The sequence below is a fragment of the Enterococcus sp. 5H genome (genome assembly GCF_028128615.1).
Lineage (GTDB): Bacteria > Bacillota > Bacilli > Lactobacillales > Enterococcaceae > Enterococcus_L.
In genome coordinates, this window is record NZ_AMDP01000018.1 from 255,666 (window position 1) to 272,079 (window position 16,414).

Here is a 16,414-nt window from a genome sequence, read left to right on the forward strand (position 1 = left end):
TATGGCTGTAGCAAAAGTTTACGTAACGTATAAAGATTCTGTTTTAGATCCCCAAGGTGAAGCGGTAAAAGGTGCTGTACATCGCCTGGGTTATGATGAAATCGAAGAAATTCGTATTGGTAAATATTTTGAAATTAAAGTCACTCCGAACCAACAACCACTGGAAGACGTTATTGAAGAGATCTGTGATAAATTATTGGCGAATGTTACGATGGAAACTTATCGATATGAGATTATGGAGGAAGTCTAGTATGAAGTTTGCAGTACTTGTTTTTCCCGGATCGAATTGTGATATGGATTTATTGTGGGCAGTCAAAGATATTTTAGGAGAAGAAGCGGAATATGTGCGGCATGATGCAGAAAGCCTTGCTGGTTTTGATGGTGTTTTGATTCCGGGTGGTTTTTCTTATGGGGATTATCTAAGATGTGGAGCGATTGCTCGTTTTTCAAAAATTATTACTGAAGTAGTTCGTTTTGCCAAAGAAGGAAAACCAGTCTTTGGTACATGTAATGGATTTCAAATTTTGACAGAAGCGGGTTTGTTACCTGGCTCGTTAATCCGTAATGAATCACTGCATTTTGTTTGTAAAACAGTCCCGATAAGAGTGGTTAATAACCAGACTAACTTTACTTCTGACTATCAAAAAAATGAACTTATTCAACTGCCAATTGCACATGGTGAAGGCAACTATTATTGTGATGCAAAAACGTTAGAACAGCTTAAAGTCAACCGTCAAATAGTTTTCACCTATGAAAATGAAAACCCTAATGGCAGCTTGGAAAATATTGCAGGAATCGTCAATGAGAAAGGGAATGTTTTGGGGATGATGCCTCATCCAGAACGGGCCGTGGAAAGTTTACTAGGTTCAGAAGACGGACTGCGTTTTTTCAAATCAATCATCAAAAATTACAGGAAGGCTGTGGCGGCGAAATGATGAAAATACAAGAACCGACACCGAAAGAAATCAAAGATCAAAGAATTTACGCTCAATGGGGATTGACAGATGAAGAGTATCAATTAATTGAAGTAGAAATTTTAGGACGGATGCCAAATTATACCGAAACAGGTCTGTTTTCCGTTATGTGGAGCGAGCATTGCTCTTATAAAAATTCAAAACCGGTTTTAAGAAAATTCCCGACTAGTGGTTCCCGTGTCTTGCAAGGACCAGGTGAAGGAGCAGGGATAGTTGATATCGGTGATGGTCAAGCGGTGGTTTTTAAAGCTGAAAGTCATAATCATCCATCGGCGGTTGAACCTTATGAAGGTGCAGCTACAGGAGTTGGCGGAATTATTCGGGATATTTTTAGTATGGGAGCCAGACCAATTGCTATTTTAGATTCATTACGTTTTGGAGAATTGACGAATGAACGGACAAAATATTTGCTAGAAGAAGTTGTTGCCGGGATCAGTGGGTATGGTAATTGTATCGGTATTCCAACAGTTGGCGGAGAAGTTGCATTTGATCCGTGTTATGAAGGAAATCCATTAGTTAATGCTATGTGCGTGGGTTTGATTGAACATAAAGATATCCAAAAGGGACAGGCTAAAGGAGTCGGAAATGCAATCATGTATGTTGGAGCGAAAACAGGACGCGACGGTATTCATGGAGCAACATTCGCTTCTGAGGAGTTTGTTGAAGGTGAAGAGCAGCAACGCTCGGCGGTACAAGTTGGTGATCCATTTATGGAAAAATTATTGCTTGAAGCCTGTTTGGAATTGATTTTAGAGCATGCAGATATTTTGGTAGGAATTCAAGACATGGGAGCAGCTGGATTAGTTTCATCTAGTGCTGAAATGGCTTCAAAAGCTGGCTCTGGTTTGATCTTAGATCTAGACGATGTGCCACAACGTGAAACGAATATGACACCTTATGAAATGATGCTATCTGAATCACAAGAACGGATGTTGATTTGTGTAAAAAAAGGACATGAGCTCGAGGTAATCGAGCTTTTTCAAAAGTATGAACTTGACGCGGTGACAATTGGTCAGGTAACGGATGATGGTTTGTATCGTTTATATCATAAGGGACTTGAAGTAGCGAATTTACCCGTGGATGCTTTAGCGGAAGATGCACCTGTCTATCAAAAAGAACGGAAAGAACCGGAACGAATCAAACAATTTGAAGGTCTACCAGATTTTATACCAGAAGTTAGCGATGGAACTGCTACATTGTTGAAGCTGTTGCAACAACCAACGATTGCATCAAAGAAAATGATTTATCAAACTTATGACTCTCAAGTTAGAACGAATACGGTTGTCTTACCCGGGAGTGATGCAGCTGTGTTAAGAGTTAGAGGAACAAACAAAGCTTTAGCAATGACTACCGATTGTAATGCCCGATACTTATATTTAAATCCTGAGGTTGGCGGACAAATTGCGGTAGCTGAAGCAGCTAGAAATATTGTTGCTAGTGGTGGTCAACCTTTGGCGATTACTGATTGCTTAAACTACGGATCACCTGATAAACCAGAAGGCTTTTGGGAGTTGTGGACTTCCGCTGATGGTATTGCTAAAGCTTGTGAAGTATTGGAAACACCAGTGATTTCGGGAAATGTTTCTTTATACAACGAGACCAACAGTAAAGCGATTTATCCTACACCTGTGATTGGGATGGTTGGATTAATCGAAAACCTATCAGATATCACAACCCAATATTTTAAAAATCCAGATGATCTAATTTATATTTTAGGCGAAACAAGGCCTGATTTTAATGGTAGTGAACTGCAAAAAATGCATTTAGGCCGAATCGAAGGAAAATTAATGGATTTTGATTTAACAACTGAAAAAGAACATCAACAGTTGGTACTCGCTGCAATTAAAGCTGGTTTAGTATCGAGTGCGCATGATTGTTCAGAAGGTGGTCTAGGCGTTGCATTAGCAGAATCAGCTTTTGAAAATAATTTTGGTATAGAAGTTAAAGTATCAATGCCAGTTCATAACCTTTTTTCTGAAACACAATCACGTTTTATTTTATCAATTGATCCTGAGAAACAACTTTCTTTTGAAGAATTAATGAACGGTAAAGCTAAAAAGCTTGGTAAAGTGACAACTAGTGGAGAGCTCTGTATTCAAACAACAGATCAAAAAGTAACTCTAAGAACTGCGGAAGCAAAAGAACTATGGGAGGAAGCTATTCCATGCCTAATGAAGTAAAAAGCTTAAATGAAGAATGTGGAATTTTTGGTATTTGGGGTCATCCTGATGCCGCTCAAGTTACATATTTCGGTTTGCATAGTTTACAGCATCGCGGGCAGGAAGGTGCTGGGATTGTTGTAAATAAAAATAGAAATTTGAAAGGCTATCGTGGGTTAGGTTTATTGTCAGAAGTTTTCAAGGATGATCAAATACTTACTTCTCTTAGCGGAAATTCAGCTATTGGACATGTTCGGTACGCAACAGCAGGTAACAGTAGTATTGAAAATATCCAACCTTTTCTATTCGAGTTTTATGATGGCGCCTGTGCATTAGCGCATAATGGAAATTTAACGAATGCTAAAAGTTTACGGAAAGAACTGGAAAGAGCAGGTGCAATTTTCCACTCTACTTCTGATACTGAAATATTGATGCATTTAATTCGCCAAAGTAAACAAGCGACTTTTATTGAACGACTAAAAGAAAGCTTACGAACTGTACAAGGCGGCTTTGCCTATTTACTGTTAACTGAAACAGTGATGATTGCAGCTTTAGATCCTAATGCGTTCCGACCACTTTCAATCGGTCAAATGAAAAATGGTTCTTTTGTTATAACGAGCGAAACTTGTGCATTAGAAGTACTTGGTGCGTCATATGTTCAAGATGTTGGGCCAGGAGAAGTAGTGATTATTGACGATGCTGGTTATAGGATAGAATCATACACAGATCAAACACAGTATTCAATTTGTTCGATGGAATATATCTATTTTGCACGACCTGATTCCAATATTGCTGGAGTAAATGTTCATACCGCAAGGAAAAACATGGGTAAACATTTGGCAAAAGAAGCACCGGTAGCAGCAGATATGGTTGTTGGTGTGCCCAATTCATCTCTTTCGGCAGCTAGTGGTTACGCAGAAGAAAGTGGAATTCCTTACGAAATGGGTTTGGTCAAGAATCAATATATCGCTAGAACGTTTATTCAGCCTACTCAAGAATTAAGAGAACAAGGTGTCAGGATGAAACTTTCAGCCGTTCGTGGTGTAGTTGAAGGGAAACGAGTCATTATGGTAGATGACTCACTGGTTCGAGGAACAACAAGTCGTCGGATTGTACAGTTACTAAAAGAAGCTGGCGCCAAAGAAGTCCATGTACGCATTGCTTCACCGCCACTGAAATTTCCTTGCTTTTATGGTATCGACATTCAATCAAGAAAAGAATTGATTGCTGCAAATCATTCTATTGGTGAAATAAAACAACTGATTGGTGCAGATTCTTTAGAATTTTTAAGTGAAGAAGGACTGATCGATGCAATTGGTTTAAATTTTGATGCGCCCTATTCAGGTCTTTGTATGGCCTATTTCAACGGAGATTATCCAACGCCTCTTTACGATTATGAAGAAGATTATCAATCGTCATTAAAAGAGAAGATCAGTTTTGTTTAAATAGAAGGATTACTTATATTTAAAATGTGGGAGGAACATGAATGGCAAATGCTTATACAAAAGCCGGGGTAGATGTTGAAGCTGGCTATGAAGTGGTAACAAGGATTAAGAAGCATATCAAACGTACAGAACGCCTAGGTATGATGGATACAATCGGTGGATTTGGCGGATGTTTTGATTTAAGTGTGGTTGACGTGAAGGAGCCTGTCTTAGTTTCGGGAACAGACGGTGTAGGAACCAAATTATTGGTAGCAATTCAAGAAAATAAACACGATACAATTGGCATTGATTGTGTGGCGATGTGCGTAAACGATATTATTGCACAAGGCGCACAGCCGCTATATTTTTTAGATTACATTGCAACTGGGAAAAATAACCCTGAGCATTTAGAAAAAGTTGTAGCTGGCGTAGCTGAAGGCTGTGTACAAGCTGGAGCGGCATTAATTGGCGGTGAAACAGCTGAAATGCCGGGAATGTATCAAGAAAATGAATATGACTTAGCTGGTTTTGCTGTAGGGATTGCTGAAAAGAGTCAATTAATAACAGGTGAGAATATCCAAGAAGGAGACGTTCTTTTAGGTTTACCTTCCAGCGGCTTACATTCAAATGGCTATTCCTTAGTTCGCAAAGTCTTCTTTGATAACGAAACCTCTGTGGATGAATCTGAATTTTTTCAACTGACGGGAAAACAATTAAGTGAAGAATTATTAACGCCAACTAAAATTTACGTAAAATCATTACTACCTTTAATTCAAAACAACTTACTGAATGGAATTGCTCATATTACTGGTGGTGGATTTGTAGAGAACATTCCTCGAATGTTGACAGCCGGCTTAGCTGCTGAAATAGAGTTAAATAGTTGGCCGATTCTACCCATTTTTTCAGTCATTGAAAAGTACGGAGCAATTCCTAATACTGAAATGTATGAGATATTCAATATGGGAATTGGAATGGTTTTAGCTATCTCACCTGATAAACTGAAGGATGTTCAAGATACTTTAAAAGAGTTAAATACGCTGAATTATGTTATTGGAAAAGTTGTGAAAAAAGGCGATCAAGCACTCGTTTTTAAAGAGGTGTAACTATGAGATTAGCTGTATTTGCTTCAGGTAACGGTAGTAATTTTCAAGCAATTGCAGAAGCAGTTAAAAGGGGACAGATTAATGCCGAATTGAGTTTATTATTTTGTGATAGAAAGAATGCGTATGTGATTCAACGGGCGAAAGCATTAATGATTCCTGTGATTTCCTTTTCCCCAAAAGATTTTCCTTCTAAAGCAATGTATGAAGCAGAGATCCTACACTTGATGGAAGAGGAGCAAATTGATTTAGTTGTTTTGGCAGGCTACATGAGAATTGTTGGTCCTACATTACTTGAAATGTTTTCGGGAAAAATGATTAATATTCATCCATCCTTATTACCGAATTTTCCAGGTTTGCATGGAATTGCAGATGCTTTTGCCGCTAAAGTAGCTGAAACGGGCGTAACGATTCATTATATTGACGACGGGATTGATACAGGACCAATTATCGCTCAAACAAAAGTGAAAATTGAAGATTATGATACACTGGAATCATTAGAAGCAAAAATTCATAAAATAGAGCATAAACTTTATCCCGAAACACTAGCCAAACTTATTAAAACTCAACAAGGAGAGAGCCAGTTATGACGATAAAAAGAGCATTAATTAGCGTTTCAGATAAAACAGGAATAATTGATTTTGCCAAAGGGTTGGTAGAACAAGGCGTTGAAATTATCTCAACAGGTGGAACAAAAAAAGCCCTCGAACAAGCAGATATTCCCACGATTTCAATAGAAGAAATCACCGATTTTCCAGAAATGATGGATGGTAGAGTGAAAACATTACATCCTAAAATTCATGGCGGCTTGTTAGGACGTCGTGATGTTGACGAACACATGGAGGCAATGGAGTTACATAAAATTCATCCGATTGATTTTGTTTGTGTGAATCTTTATCCGTTTAAAGAAACGATTCTGAAAGATAATTTGTCTCAAGCTGAAGCAATCGAAAATATTGATATTGGTGGACCGAGCATGCTAAGAAGCGGTGCCAAAAATTATGAATTTGTGACAGTGATTGTTGATCCGGCAGATTATTCACTTATTTTGAATGAATTATCAGAAAAAGGTGAAACAACCCTTTTAACTAGACAAAAATTGGCAGCAAAAGTTTTTCGTCATACAGCAGCTTATGATGCGTTGATTGCAGGATATTTAACTGATTTAGTTGGAGAAACTCACCCCGAAACGTTGACACTTACCTATGATTTGAAACAAACCCTACGTTATGGCGAAAACAGTCATCAACAGGCGACTTTTTACCAAGATGCTTTACCGGTTTCTTTTTCAGTTGCACAGGCAAAACAGCTGCACGGAAAAGAGCTATCTTACAACAATATTAAAGATGCAGATGCGGCAATTCGAATTTCCAGAGAATTCAGTCAACCTGCTGTTGTAGCTGTTAAACATATGAATCCTTGCGGCATTGGCATAGCTTCAACAATATATGAAGCTTATCAATATACGTATGCTGCTGATCCTGTTTCAATTTTTGGCGGTGTGCTCGTCTTAAATCGAGAAGTTGATCTACAAACAGCTGAAAAAATGCATAAATTGTTCCTTGAAATAATTATTGCACCAAGTTTTTCAAAAGAAGCATTTGATTTGTTAGCCACTAAAAAGAATCTGCGCTTGCTAACATTGGACTTTGCTAAAAAAGATCAAGCTGTTTTAGACGAAAAAACCTCTGTATTAGGTGGTTTACTCATTCAAAATCAAGATACAATTGAGGAAATTGCCGAAAATTGGCAAGTCGTTACTAAAAGAAAACCGACTGAAGAGGAACTAGCTGCCTTGGATTTTGCATGGAAAGCGGTAAAACATGTTAAAAGTAATGCTATTGTACTTTCAAATAACCATCAAACACTAGGCATTGGTGCTGGTCAAATGAATCGTGTTGGTTCAGTTCAAATTGCAATTGAACAAGCTGGAGAAAAAGTCAATGAGGCTGTTTTAGCAAGTGATGCCTTTTTCCCAATGAGTGATAGTGTCGAGTATGCTGCTAAACATGGGATAAAAGCAATTGTACAACCGGGCGGAAGTATTAAAGATCAAGAATCAATTGACATGGCGGATAAATACGATATAGCAATGATCTTCACTGACGTTCGTCACTTTAGACATTAAAAAGGAGAAACTGATGGGATTAACGATTTTAGTTATTGGTAGTGGTGGACGAGAACATGTCATTGCAGAAAAGTTAATGCAAAGTCCTAAAGTTTCCACAGTATTTTGTGCTAGAGGAAATGCTGGGATGAAGAAAACTGGAATTAAGGTAGTTGAGATTGCCGAAGACGACCATCAGGCATTAATTAAATTTGCTAAAGAAAATAATGTAGATTGGACATTTGTTGGTCCTGAGATACCATTGTTAAATGGTTTAGTTGATGATTTTAACGAAGCAGGATTACTAGCCTTTGGACCGAAAAAAGCAGCAGCATTTATTGAAGGATCAAAAGATTTTGCCAAAAAAATCATGAACAAATACCATATTCCTACGGCAAATCACCAAACATTTTTTGATTTTGAACAAGCTAAAACTTATGTATCTCAACAAGGTGCACCAATTGTGATCAAAGCAGATGGCTTGGCAGCTGGTAAAGGTGTTGTTGTAGCTGAGACCGTTGAAACAGCAGTCGAAGCATTAAATGATATGCTTAAAAAAGACAAATTCGGTCAAAGCGGGTCAAAAGTAGTGGTTGAAGAATTTCTTGAAGGAGAGGAATTTTCTTTATTGGCATTTGTTCGTGGCTTGGAAGTTTATCCGATGATTGTAGCGCAAGATCATAAACGTGCGTACGATAAAGATCAAGGACCGAATACTGGTGGGATGGGGGCTTATGCACCAGTTCCGCAAATTTCTGATGAATTGATTCAAGAATCGATTGAAACTATTCTCAAACCCGCTGCACAAGGCTTAGTTGCAGAAGATAGATCTTTTACAGGAGTCTTATATGCTGGATTAATTGCAACAAACAGCGGTCCAAAAGTGATTGAATTTAATGCTCGATTTGGTGATCCAGAAACACAAGTCGTGTTACAACGTTTAGAAAGTGATTTGGCTGAAAATATCGATGACTTACTAAAAGGGAAACAACCGAATATTCAATGGAAAAAGCATGGTTTTAGCTTAGGAGTGGTTGTTGCAGCGGATGGTTATCCGAATTCCTATCAAAAAGAAATTTCTCTTCCTGATTTTGGTGATGTAAAAACGGCTCATGTTTACTATGCCGGAGTTGAGGAAAAAGCGGATGAACTTGTTTCAACTGGCGGTCGCATTTATTTAGTAGAAGCTTCGGCCGATACACTAAAAGAGGCGCAAGCAGCGGTATATGAAGTGTTGGAAAATAAAAATACTACGAATACTTTTTATCGAAAAGATATTGGTTTCAAAGGACTGACAGAAAGCTGAAGTTTAAGTGTTTTACTCCGATAAACAAACAGAAGAGCTACTTTAATTTTATTGAGAATTTATACAGATATTGATAGTAATAATAATGTAAGATACAGACTTTCACAAAAATAATATTAAAGCTAAAAACCCCTTCACACCCTAATTCTATATGATATAATCATCTAGGAAAGGGAGTTGAGTAATGAGTAACAAGAAAGCAAAAGAAGTAGTATTTTCAATTACCGATGTAAAGCAGTCACCTATGGCAATTTTTGACACAGCGAAAAAACAGAAGACAGGTGTTTATATTTATAACCGAAAAAAAGTTGCTGGTGTTATGCTGACTGCCGAACAATATGAATCATTAATCAAAAAAAATTCCACTGAACAAGATCAAGAGTTAAAAATAGCGCAGCTGAATCAAGCGATTCGTCAGAAAATTGCTTTTGGATCATTAATTTCGACTAAAAATTTAGATGAACACTTAGTTTCTTTAGGTTTCGTCACTAGAAAAAATCAGACTGACGATTATCAGGAAATGATGAATGAATTAAATGAAACAGGTAAAATTGATTATCAATTACAAAAAACAGAAGACCGAACTAATATATTTGCTGAAGTGATTGGGGAACAAAGCAATCAATCTAATTTATCAGATAAAATCATTGTAAAGAAAATTCATTTGAAAATTGGTTAATAAGATACTTTTTATCTCGTACTAATGATTCAGATATAAAGTCTATGCCATGACTGGCATAGACTTTTTTATTCGTCAAAATCAACCATATTACTGCGGAATCGCTTCGGTAGATGAGATAATTGAACTCGTTCATTTTTACGTTCAGATATTGTAACAGCCTGAAGAAAAACACGCCAATTTTCCTGAATGTTCTTTTCGGTCTCTTGAGGATCTATTGCTGGTGGATCAGCATCTTCAATAAAAGAAATCTTTCCTTTTTCGATTAATGCTAATAATCGATGAGTTTCATCATAAATCACTATTGTTTCTCCAGAGTATCTTTGTGCAAAGTGCGGACATAAGTAGGGTAAGGAAAAATGTTTCGGTGCAATAGTACTGTAGAGAAAATTTCCGACATATTCAAATCGTACAAATCCAGTAAATAGGTGAACTTCACTATATAGAGCTTTAATTGATTTTTGTAGTGCCAAAATAGCAGGATGGCCTAAGTGATTAATTAATAAATCATTTGTTTTTAAACCAATTTCAATCGCCTCTAGTAAGCAAGCTTCTTTTTCCTCTAGAGAACAATAAAAACCATCAATTATAAACTGCATATTTTCTGTTCTTAAACGTTTAATGAGGCGTGCAGCAATTTTACCTGCTAATATTTCATCTGTTTCAATCCATTTGCTGAGAAACAGACTTTCTATAGACGTTTCCGGTGTTAAAATAATTTCCGGAAATCGCTGCTGCTTGAACGCCTGATAAACAATTGTTAAAAAACCATAATAACTGCCATCATACTCCCAAACATCAGCTGATTTATCAATAAACATAGCGCTGTTCCTTTCGTTTAACTGCTTCAAAACGTTCGACATCAAATAATGTCAGTTGTTCTTGCTTTGACTGACTGTTTACTTTTTTCAACGTCTCATATTGCCGAGATGAAATTAAGGAAGAAATGACCCATTCAGGATCATGAATTAATCCTGGTTGAGTAACACCATTACAACTAATAAAATACTGCGCTCGTTTAATGACAACACCTAATTTTTTTAAATCAGATAAATGTAAGCGATAATATTTCCTGGCTTTTATGATATTTTGAGCGCTTTTTGGTCCAATTCCAGGTATTCTTAATAGCCGTTCATAAGAAGCGCTTTGTACATCTATTGGGAATTGTTCATAATTTTGTACAGCCCAATTTGCTTTTGGATCTAAGTATAAATTGAAATTTGGTTTTTCTACAGATAGAATCTCATCGGCTGAAAACCGATAGAAACGCAAAAGCCAATCGGCTTGGTATAAGCGATGCTCACGTAAAAGTGGCGGGTCAGTAGTGACAGCCGGCAATAATGAATCTTGGTTAACAGGGATATACGCCGAATAATAAACTCTTTTTAACTCATATTTTTGATAAAGATTTTCCGCAATTTTAACAATAGAATGATCACTTTCGGGAGAAGCTCCGATAATCATTTGAGTAGACTGACCAGCAGGGACAAAGCTTTTTCCTTTTCTTAAGGCTGGAACTTGTGCCAGTTCATTTTTTGTCTGAGTAATTTGTTTCATCGGTTTATATAAAGCGAAGGGATCTTTATCAGGCGCCAATAACTTAAGGCTTTCTCTGGAAGGTAGTTCCACATTAACACTCATTCGATCCGCTAAAAATCCTAACTCTTCGATTAATTTTTCATCAGCGCCAGGAATAGCTTTGACATGAATATATCCTTTAAACCCTTTTTCATACCGTAAGATCTTTAAGGTTTTGATTAATAGTTCGCTGGTATAATCGACATTTTTGATGATTGCTGAACTTAAAAAAAGTCCTTCAATATAATTCCTCATATAAAATTCCATCGTTAAATCTGCTACTTCTTGGGGCGTGAAAGTTGCACGGGGAATTGAGTTTGACTTTCTGTTAATACAGTAATGACAATCAAAAATGCAGGCATTAGTAAACAACAATTTTAAGAGCGAGACACAACGGCCGTCACTAGTAAACGAGTGACAGATACCAGCAGCTGAAGTGCTGCCCACAGAACCGGAACGTGTATTGTTTGTGACACCGCTACTGGAACAAGAAACATCATACTTAGCAGATTCAGAAAGAATCTCTATTTTTCTAGACAAATCCATAATAGCTCCAACTTTCTTTTTATTGAAAAGAACATATGTTCTTATTTTAACAAGAGATAAGCTTGTTGTCAAAAAGAAAAAAGACCAAAATCAAGCAAAAGCTGTGATTTCAGTCTTTTTTATATAAGTAGTTCAATTCTTACTGGAAGTCCTTCAAATCTAAATAACGTTCTAAGTAATCTGCTAGACCATCTTCATCATTTGTTTTTTCTGTAACGTCGTTAGCAACAGCTTTAATTTGGTCGGTAGCATTTTTCATTGCGACACCCCAGCCAACATAATCAAGCATTTCTTCATCATTATGTTCATCGCCGAAAGCCAGAATATCTGAACGCTTAATATTTAGATAATTCGCCACTTGTTCAACACCTTTGGCTTTTTGAATTCCTTTAGAGACTATTTCTAAAATAGGTGTTGGTCCACCCCAAGTTCTAACATCTACATAATCACCATATTGTTTCATTAGAGAATCCGACACCATTTTCGCTTGATCTTGCGATGTCCGCACCATCATGGATGTTGGATCGGAAACTAAATTTTTAGCAGTTAAAAGATTATCAGCTGTTGCATCAGAAGCAAAAAAGGCTGAGTCAAAATAATCTAAACTATCAATGAAAAATGTTTCCTTATTTTCTGCAGCTACAAAATCAAGATTTAACGCTTTTTTCTGAGCTAAAATATCAAAAACCAAATCTCTTTGGATGCCTGTTTCTTTTTCATTCGCCCATTGTTTTTCCGGCATATGGACAAGTGCGCCGTTGAAATTAACCATTGGTGTCGCTAAACCAAGCTGACGATAAAACTGACTACTCATGCGATAAGGACGACCAGTGACAATGCTGACATAGTGTCCGTGATTCATGGCTTTTTTTAAGGCTTTTTCCGTTGTTTCACTAATTAAAGATTGTGCGTTCAACGTCGTACCATCTAAATCAATTGCAATTAATTTTTTCAAAATCGTTCCTCCCGGAAAGTTTTTCTTTAACTTAGTCTAGCATAAAATGAGAGAATAACAAGTTTTCAAGAAAATCTTTGAAAAAAATTTCATTATGATAAAATAAAGAGTGAGGTGAGAGACGTGATGCAGAAAAAATATCGCTGGGGTTTAAGGTTATTAACTATAGGCTATTGTATCTACATGATATTTTTTGCCAAAATTTATCAATTTATGGCATTAAATGTTTTTTTAGCCTACATACCTATAGAAATAAGTTTTCATTTAAAAAAAGTTAATTCCAAGTTTTTTGTAATACTTAGTGTTCTTTGGTTATTATTTTATCCGAATGCGCCCTATTTATTTACAGACTTTTTTCATTTAGAACTTTTGCCGATTTACCAAGGAATGGATTATATTTTTGGACTATCTCTTTCAGGATGGCTTTCTTTTAGTTTATTAGCAATTGGGATTTGTGCGTGGGGTTTGATTGGAATGAATACATTCTTTACGGTTTTCTCTGAATTTCGTAAAAGGCAGCTAATCAAGAAAAAATGGCACCAAGCTGTTTTATTTTTAGCTGTAAATTTGTTATCTAGTTTAGCCATTTTTGTTGGACGTTTTGATCGATTACACAGCGTACATTTATTTACCCAGCCAATCAATACCTTGAAAATTATCTTCTTCGATTGGTCGATAGAAAAACTTGGCTTTATATTGATACTAACAGGCTTTCAATTAGTACTTCTTATGGCAATCAATGGAATAAAAACAGACAGCTGTTGATTGACAGTCTGTGTGTAAATTGTTACTCTTTGGATAGTGTTTGTTTGGAAAAAAGTGAAGAGGAGATACATAAATATGAAAAAGTGGCAATACTCTTTAGTAACCGTTTTATTTACTATCGGAGGTATCGGCGGTACGTTAGTTGGGGCTAACAAAACTGTAGTTGCAGAAAATGTAACTGGTAATAGTAGCCTAGCTGAAGAAGATACAATTCCGTTTCAAATTTTGGGGATTAATGATTTTCATGGGGCATTGAATAGTACGGGCTCATTCTATGATGATCTAGGGACAAAAACAGCAAATGCTGGAACAGCCCCTTTACTTGCAGGTTATTTGAATCAAGCGCAAGATCGTTTTGCAAAAGAGCATATCGGTGCTCAAACGATTCGCGTACAAGCAGGGGATATGGTTGGAGCTAGTCCGGCAAGCTCAGGCTTATTGCAAGATGAACCAACAATTAAAGTCTTAAACCAAATGAATTTCACTGTAGGAACAATTGGTAATCATGAATTTGATGAAGGATTAGATGAATTCAATCGAATTATGACGGGCCAGAATCCGATATCTGATCCTTATGGCATTTTAGCAGAGTATCCTCGAGAAGCTTCAAAGACTGAAATCGTTATTGGAAATGTAGTGAAAAAAGGAACGGCGGATAATCCGGAAATTCCTTTTAACTGGAAGCCGTATACAATTAAAGAAGTTGGCACTGGTGAAAATAAAGTAAAAGTCGGATTTATCGGTGTTGTTACGACAGAGATTCCAAATTTAGTTTTAAAACAGCACTATGAAGCTTACGACTTTTTAGACGAAGCGCAAACCATTGTATATTATGCACATGAATTAAGAGAACAAGGCGTTAATGCGATTGTTGTTTTAGCTCACATTCCGGCAACTAGTAAGGAAAATCAAGTTTTTGGCGATGCTGAAAGTATTTTAAAACAAGTAAATGAGACTGATCCAAATAATAGTGTAGATGCCTTTTTTGCAGCTCATAATCATCAATATACCAATGGAGTTGTGAATCAAACACGCGTGGTACAATCGACTGCCCAAGGGAAGGGCTATATCGATTTACAAGGAAGATTAGATCCTAAGACAAATGATTTTGTTGAAACACCTACAGCTCAAGTTTTACCAGTAGATCCAGCGGGCAAAGATGTACCGAAAGTTGATGAGCAGGTAGCTGCTACTGTGTCGGATGCTGAAGAACGTGTAGCAACAGTCACAAATAAAAAAATCGGAACAGCCAAAGAAAACGGCCCAATTTCACGAGAAGTAAATGAAGCTAACGAGTCACCATTGGGTAATCTAATTACTGATGGTCAGGTAGCGATGGCTAAAGCGCAAGGAATTGAAGCTGATTTTGCAATGACAAATAATGGTGGAATACGTGCAGATTTAGCTGTTGGACCAAATAGAGAAATCACTTGGGGCTCAGCACAAGCTGTTCAACCTTTTGGTAATATTATGCAAGTAGTGGAAATGACAGGGGCTCAAATTGAGCAAGTCCTCAACGAGCAATATGATGAAGAAGAGCGTTACTTTTTACAAATTTCTGGTCTGAAATATACCTATGAGAAAACAGAAGATGAAAATCAGCCATTTAAAGTTCAAAAAATCGAAAAAAATGATGGAACACCGCTTCAAAAGGAACAGACTTATCTTGTTGTTATCAATGATTTCTTGTTTGGCGGTGGTGATGGATTTTCTGGATTCACTGGAGCTACGTTGGTTAATGCGATTAAACCTGATACGGAAACCTTTATTGATTATATAGAGTCGAAAGAAGCGGCTGGTGAACTAATCACAGCTTCCGTTGAAGGACGTAAAAAATTAGTAGATCCACTAGTACCAGAAGAACCAGAAAATCCCGACGCAAATGAGGGTGAAGCGAAACTTAGAAAAGCAACGATTTTTGATCCGTTATATGAAAATGACGAACTATTAAGAGGTGTTACGTTGCCCAACGCGACCATCATTCTTTACGATGGTGATATTCCGCAGTCTACAACAAGATCGACTGAACTTCCGGAAGGTGATTTAGTCGGACAGGCTGACTCAGAAGGACGAATTAAAATTAACGTTACTTCTTTAGCTATTGCAGGAAAGAAAAAGTTAACGGCTGTTGTTGTTGATGAACAAAAAAATCAAGCAGTCTTTCCAATCGAAATACTACCAAAAAAAGAATTGAATCTGGTAACACAAAATACAAAAGAACTTCCAGAAACAAATTCAACGAAAGAATTGCCAAAAACTGGTGAACAATCATCAGTCATTTGGTTACTATCAGGCACAGCAATTATTGGTTTGTGGGTAGTTGTGCTACGCAAGAAAAAAGTCTGAAAAAACTGTTTAATTAATTTGTTTTAGAGAGAGGCTGAAACCAAAGTGTTTAGCTCCGAGAACCGGGTAGGTACTGTGCAACATCAACTCGGTTTTCGTTGTGTTTTACAGTAATAAGAAGGGATTCACGAAAATTGCCAAGAATCACCATGAGCTTGCGAATGGATGATGATTGGTACCCACTCGGTGCTCTTCAAATTTTTGAACCAAGTAGGTACTATTCTACATCAGTTCGTACCTCACTGTGTTTCATAGCAACTTCGGCTTATTTCCGAAGCCTTCAATTCTTAGAGCTTTAGCTCTTAGAAATTGTTGTGATCGGAACGAAGTGCAGTAGCTGCTTTTTTCTCGCCGTTTATTCGGATCTAGTGAGTGAAACAAAACTGATCTTTAGTTTTGTTTCACTCACTCTTTTTGCTTTTGTTTCTTAACAACTATGTACTATACTTTAAACTAAGAGATGAAAGATTAAGGA

The 16,414-nt window shown here is 37.0% G+C and carries 14 protein-coding genes; 11 read left to right on the forward strand and 3 right to left on the reverse strand.

Annotation, left to right across the window (positions count from 1 at the left end):
* Window position 1: 1 nt before the first annotated feature.
* The 9 genes from purS to C240_RS06025 all read left to right on the forward strand — a co-directional run bounded on the left by purS (window position 2) and on the right by C240_RS06025 (window position 9,749).
* Window positions 2–250 (forward strand): phosphoribosylformylglycinamidine synthase subunit PurS, encoded by a 249-nt coding sequence (gene purS, locus C240_RS05985; protein WP_271492236.1) that lies wholly within the window; start codon window positions 2–4, stop codon window positions 248–250.
* A 1-nt stretch (window position 251) separates the two neighbouring features.
* On the forward strand, window positions 252–935 hold the full coding sequence (gene purQ / locus C240_RS05990) for a phosphoribosylformylglycinamidine synthase subunit PurQ (RefSeq protein WP_271492239.1): 684 nt from the start codon (window positions 252–254) through the stop codon (window positions 933–935).
* Window positions 932–3,154: a phosphoribosylformylglycinamidine synthase subunit PurL gene (gene purL / locus C240_RS05995; RefSeq protein WP_271492242.1), complete on the forward strand. Its 2,223-nt coding sequence runs from the start codon at window positions 932–934 to the stop codon at window positions 3,152–3,154. The genes purQ and purL overlap by 4 nt, the downstream gene beginning before the upstream one ends.
* On the forward strand, window positions 3,139–4,578 hold the full coding sequence (purF, locus tag C240_RS06000) for an amidophosphoribosyltransferase (RefSeq protein WP_271492245.1): 1,440 nt from the start codon (window positions 3,139–3,141) through the stop codon (window positions 4,576–4,578). Before purL ends, purF begins: the two co-directional genes overlap by 16 nt.
* A gap of 41 nt (window positions 4,579–4,619) precedes the next feature.
* A complete protein-coding gene (purM, locus tag C240_RS06005; protein ID WP_271492248.1) occupies window positions 4,620–5,660 on the forward strand; it encodes a phosphoribosylformylglycinamidine cyclo-ligase in 1,041 nt (346 codons plus the stop codon).
* A 2-nt stretch (window positions 5,661–5,662) separates the two neighbouring features.
* The gene (gene purN, locus C240_RS06010) at window positions 5,663–6,247 is read left to right on the forward strand and encodes a phosphoribosylglycinamide formyltransferase (protein WP_271492250.1); all 585 of its coding nucleotides are present in this window, start codon (window positions 5,663–5,665) and stop codon (window positions 6,245–6,247) included.
* 2 nt (window positions 6,248–6,249) lie between these two features.
* Window positions 6,250–7,785, forward strand: coding sequence for a bifunctional phosphoribosylaminoimidazolecarboxamide formyltransferase/IMP cyclohydrolase (gene purH, locus C240_RS06015; RefSeq protein ID WP_271492335.1), 1,536 nt, complete (start codon window positions 6,250–6,252; stop codon window positions 7,783–7,785).
* Window positions 7,786–7,798: 13 nt separating this feature from the next.
* On the forward strand, window positions 7,799–9,070 hold the full coding sequence (purD, locus tag C240_RS06020; RefSeq protein ID WP_271492253.1) for a phosphoribosylamine--glycine ligase: 1,272 nt from the start codon (window positions 7,799–7,801) through the stop codon (window positions 9,068–9,070).
* Window positions 9,071–9,254: 184 nt separating this feature from the next.
* Window positions 9,255–9,749 carry a type II toxin-antitoxin system Phd/YefM family antitoxin gene (locus tag C240_RS06025; RefSeq protein ID WP_271492256.1) on the forward strand — a complete coding sequence of 165 codons (495 nt, stop codon included), beginning with the start codon at window positions 9,255–9,257 and terminating at the stop codon, window positions 9,747–9,749.
* Between the two features lie 68 nt (window positions 9,750–9,817).
* Here C240_RS06025 and C240_RS06030 read toward each other — a convergent pair whose 3' ends face one another.
* From C240_RS06030 to C240_RS06040, 3 genes are all read right to left on the reverse strand, one after another.
* Window positions 9,818–10,570, reverse strand: coding sequence for a TIGR03915 family putative DNA repair protein (locus C240_RS06030; protein ID WP_271492259.1), 753 nt, complete (start codon window positions 10,568–10,570; stop codon window positions 9,818–9,820).
* On the reverse strand, window positions 10,560–11,873 hold the full coding sequence (locus C240_RS06035; protein ID WP_271492262.1) for a putative DNA modification/repair radical SAM protein: 1,314 nt from the start codon (window positions 11,871–11,873) through the stop codon (window positions 10,560–10,562). The genes C240_RS06030 and C240_RS06035 overlap by 11 nt, the downstream gene beginning before the upstream one ends.
* 139 nt (window positions 11,874–12,012) lie before the next feature.
* Window positions 12,013–12,828 (reverse strand): Cof-type HAD-IIB family hydrolase, encoded by an 816-nt coding sequence (locus tag C240_RS06040; protein ID WP_271492265.1) that lies wholly within the window; start codon window positions 12,826–12,828, stop codon window positions 12,013–12,015.
* Window positions 12,829–12,954: 126 nt separating this feature from the next.
* Here C240_RS06040 and C240_RS06045 point away from each other — a divergent pair, with 126 nt between their 5' ends.
* Complete coding sequence (locus tag C240_RS06045; RefSeq protein WP_271492337.1) at window positions 12,955–13,593, forward strand: DUF1361 domain-containing protein; 639 nt, start codon at window positions 12,955–12,957, stop codon at window positions 13,591–13,593.
* A 75-nt stretch (window positions 13,594–13,668) separates the two neighbouring features.
* Window positions 13,669–15,939, forward strand: a complete 2,271-nt coding sequence (locus C240_RS06050) for a bifunctional metallophosphatase/5'-nucleotidase (RefSeq protein WP_271492268.1) — start codon at window positions 13,669–13,671, stop codon at window positions 15,937–15,939.
* Window positions 15,940–16,414: the final 475 nt, after the last annotated feature.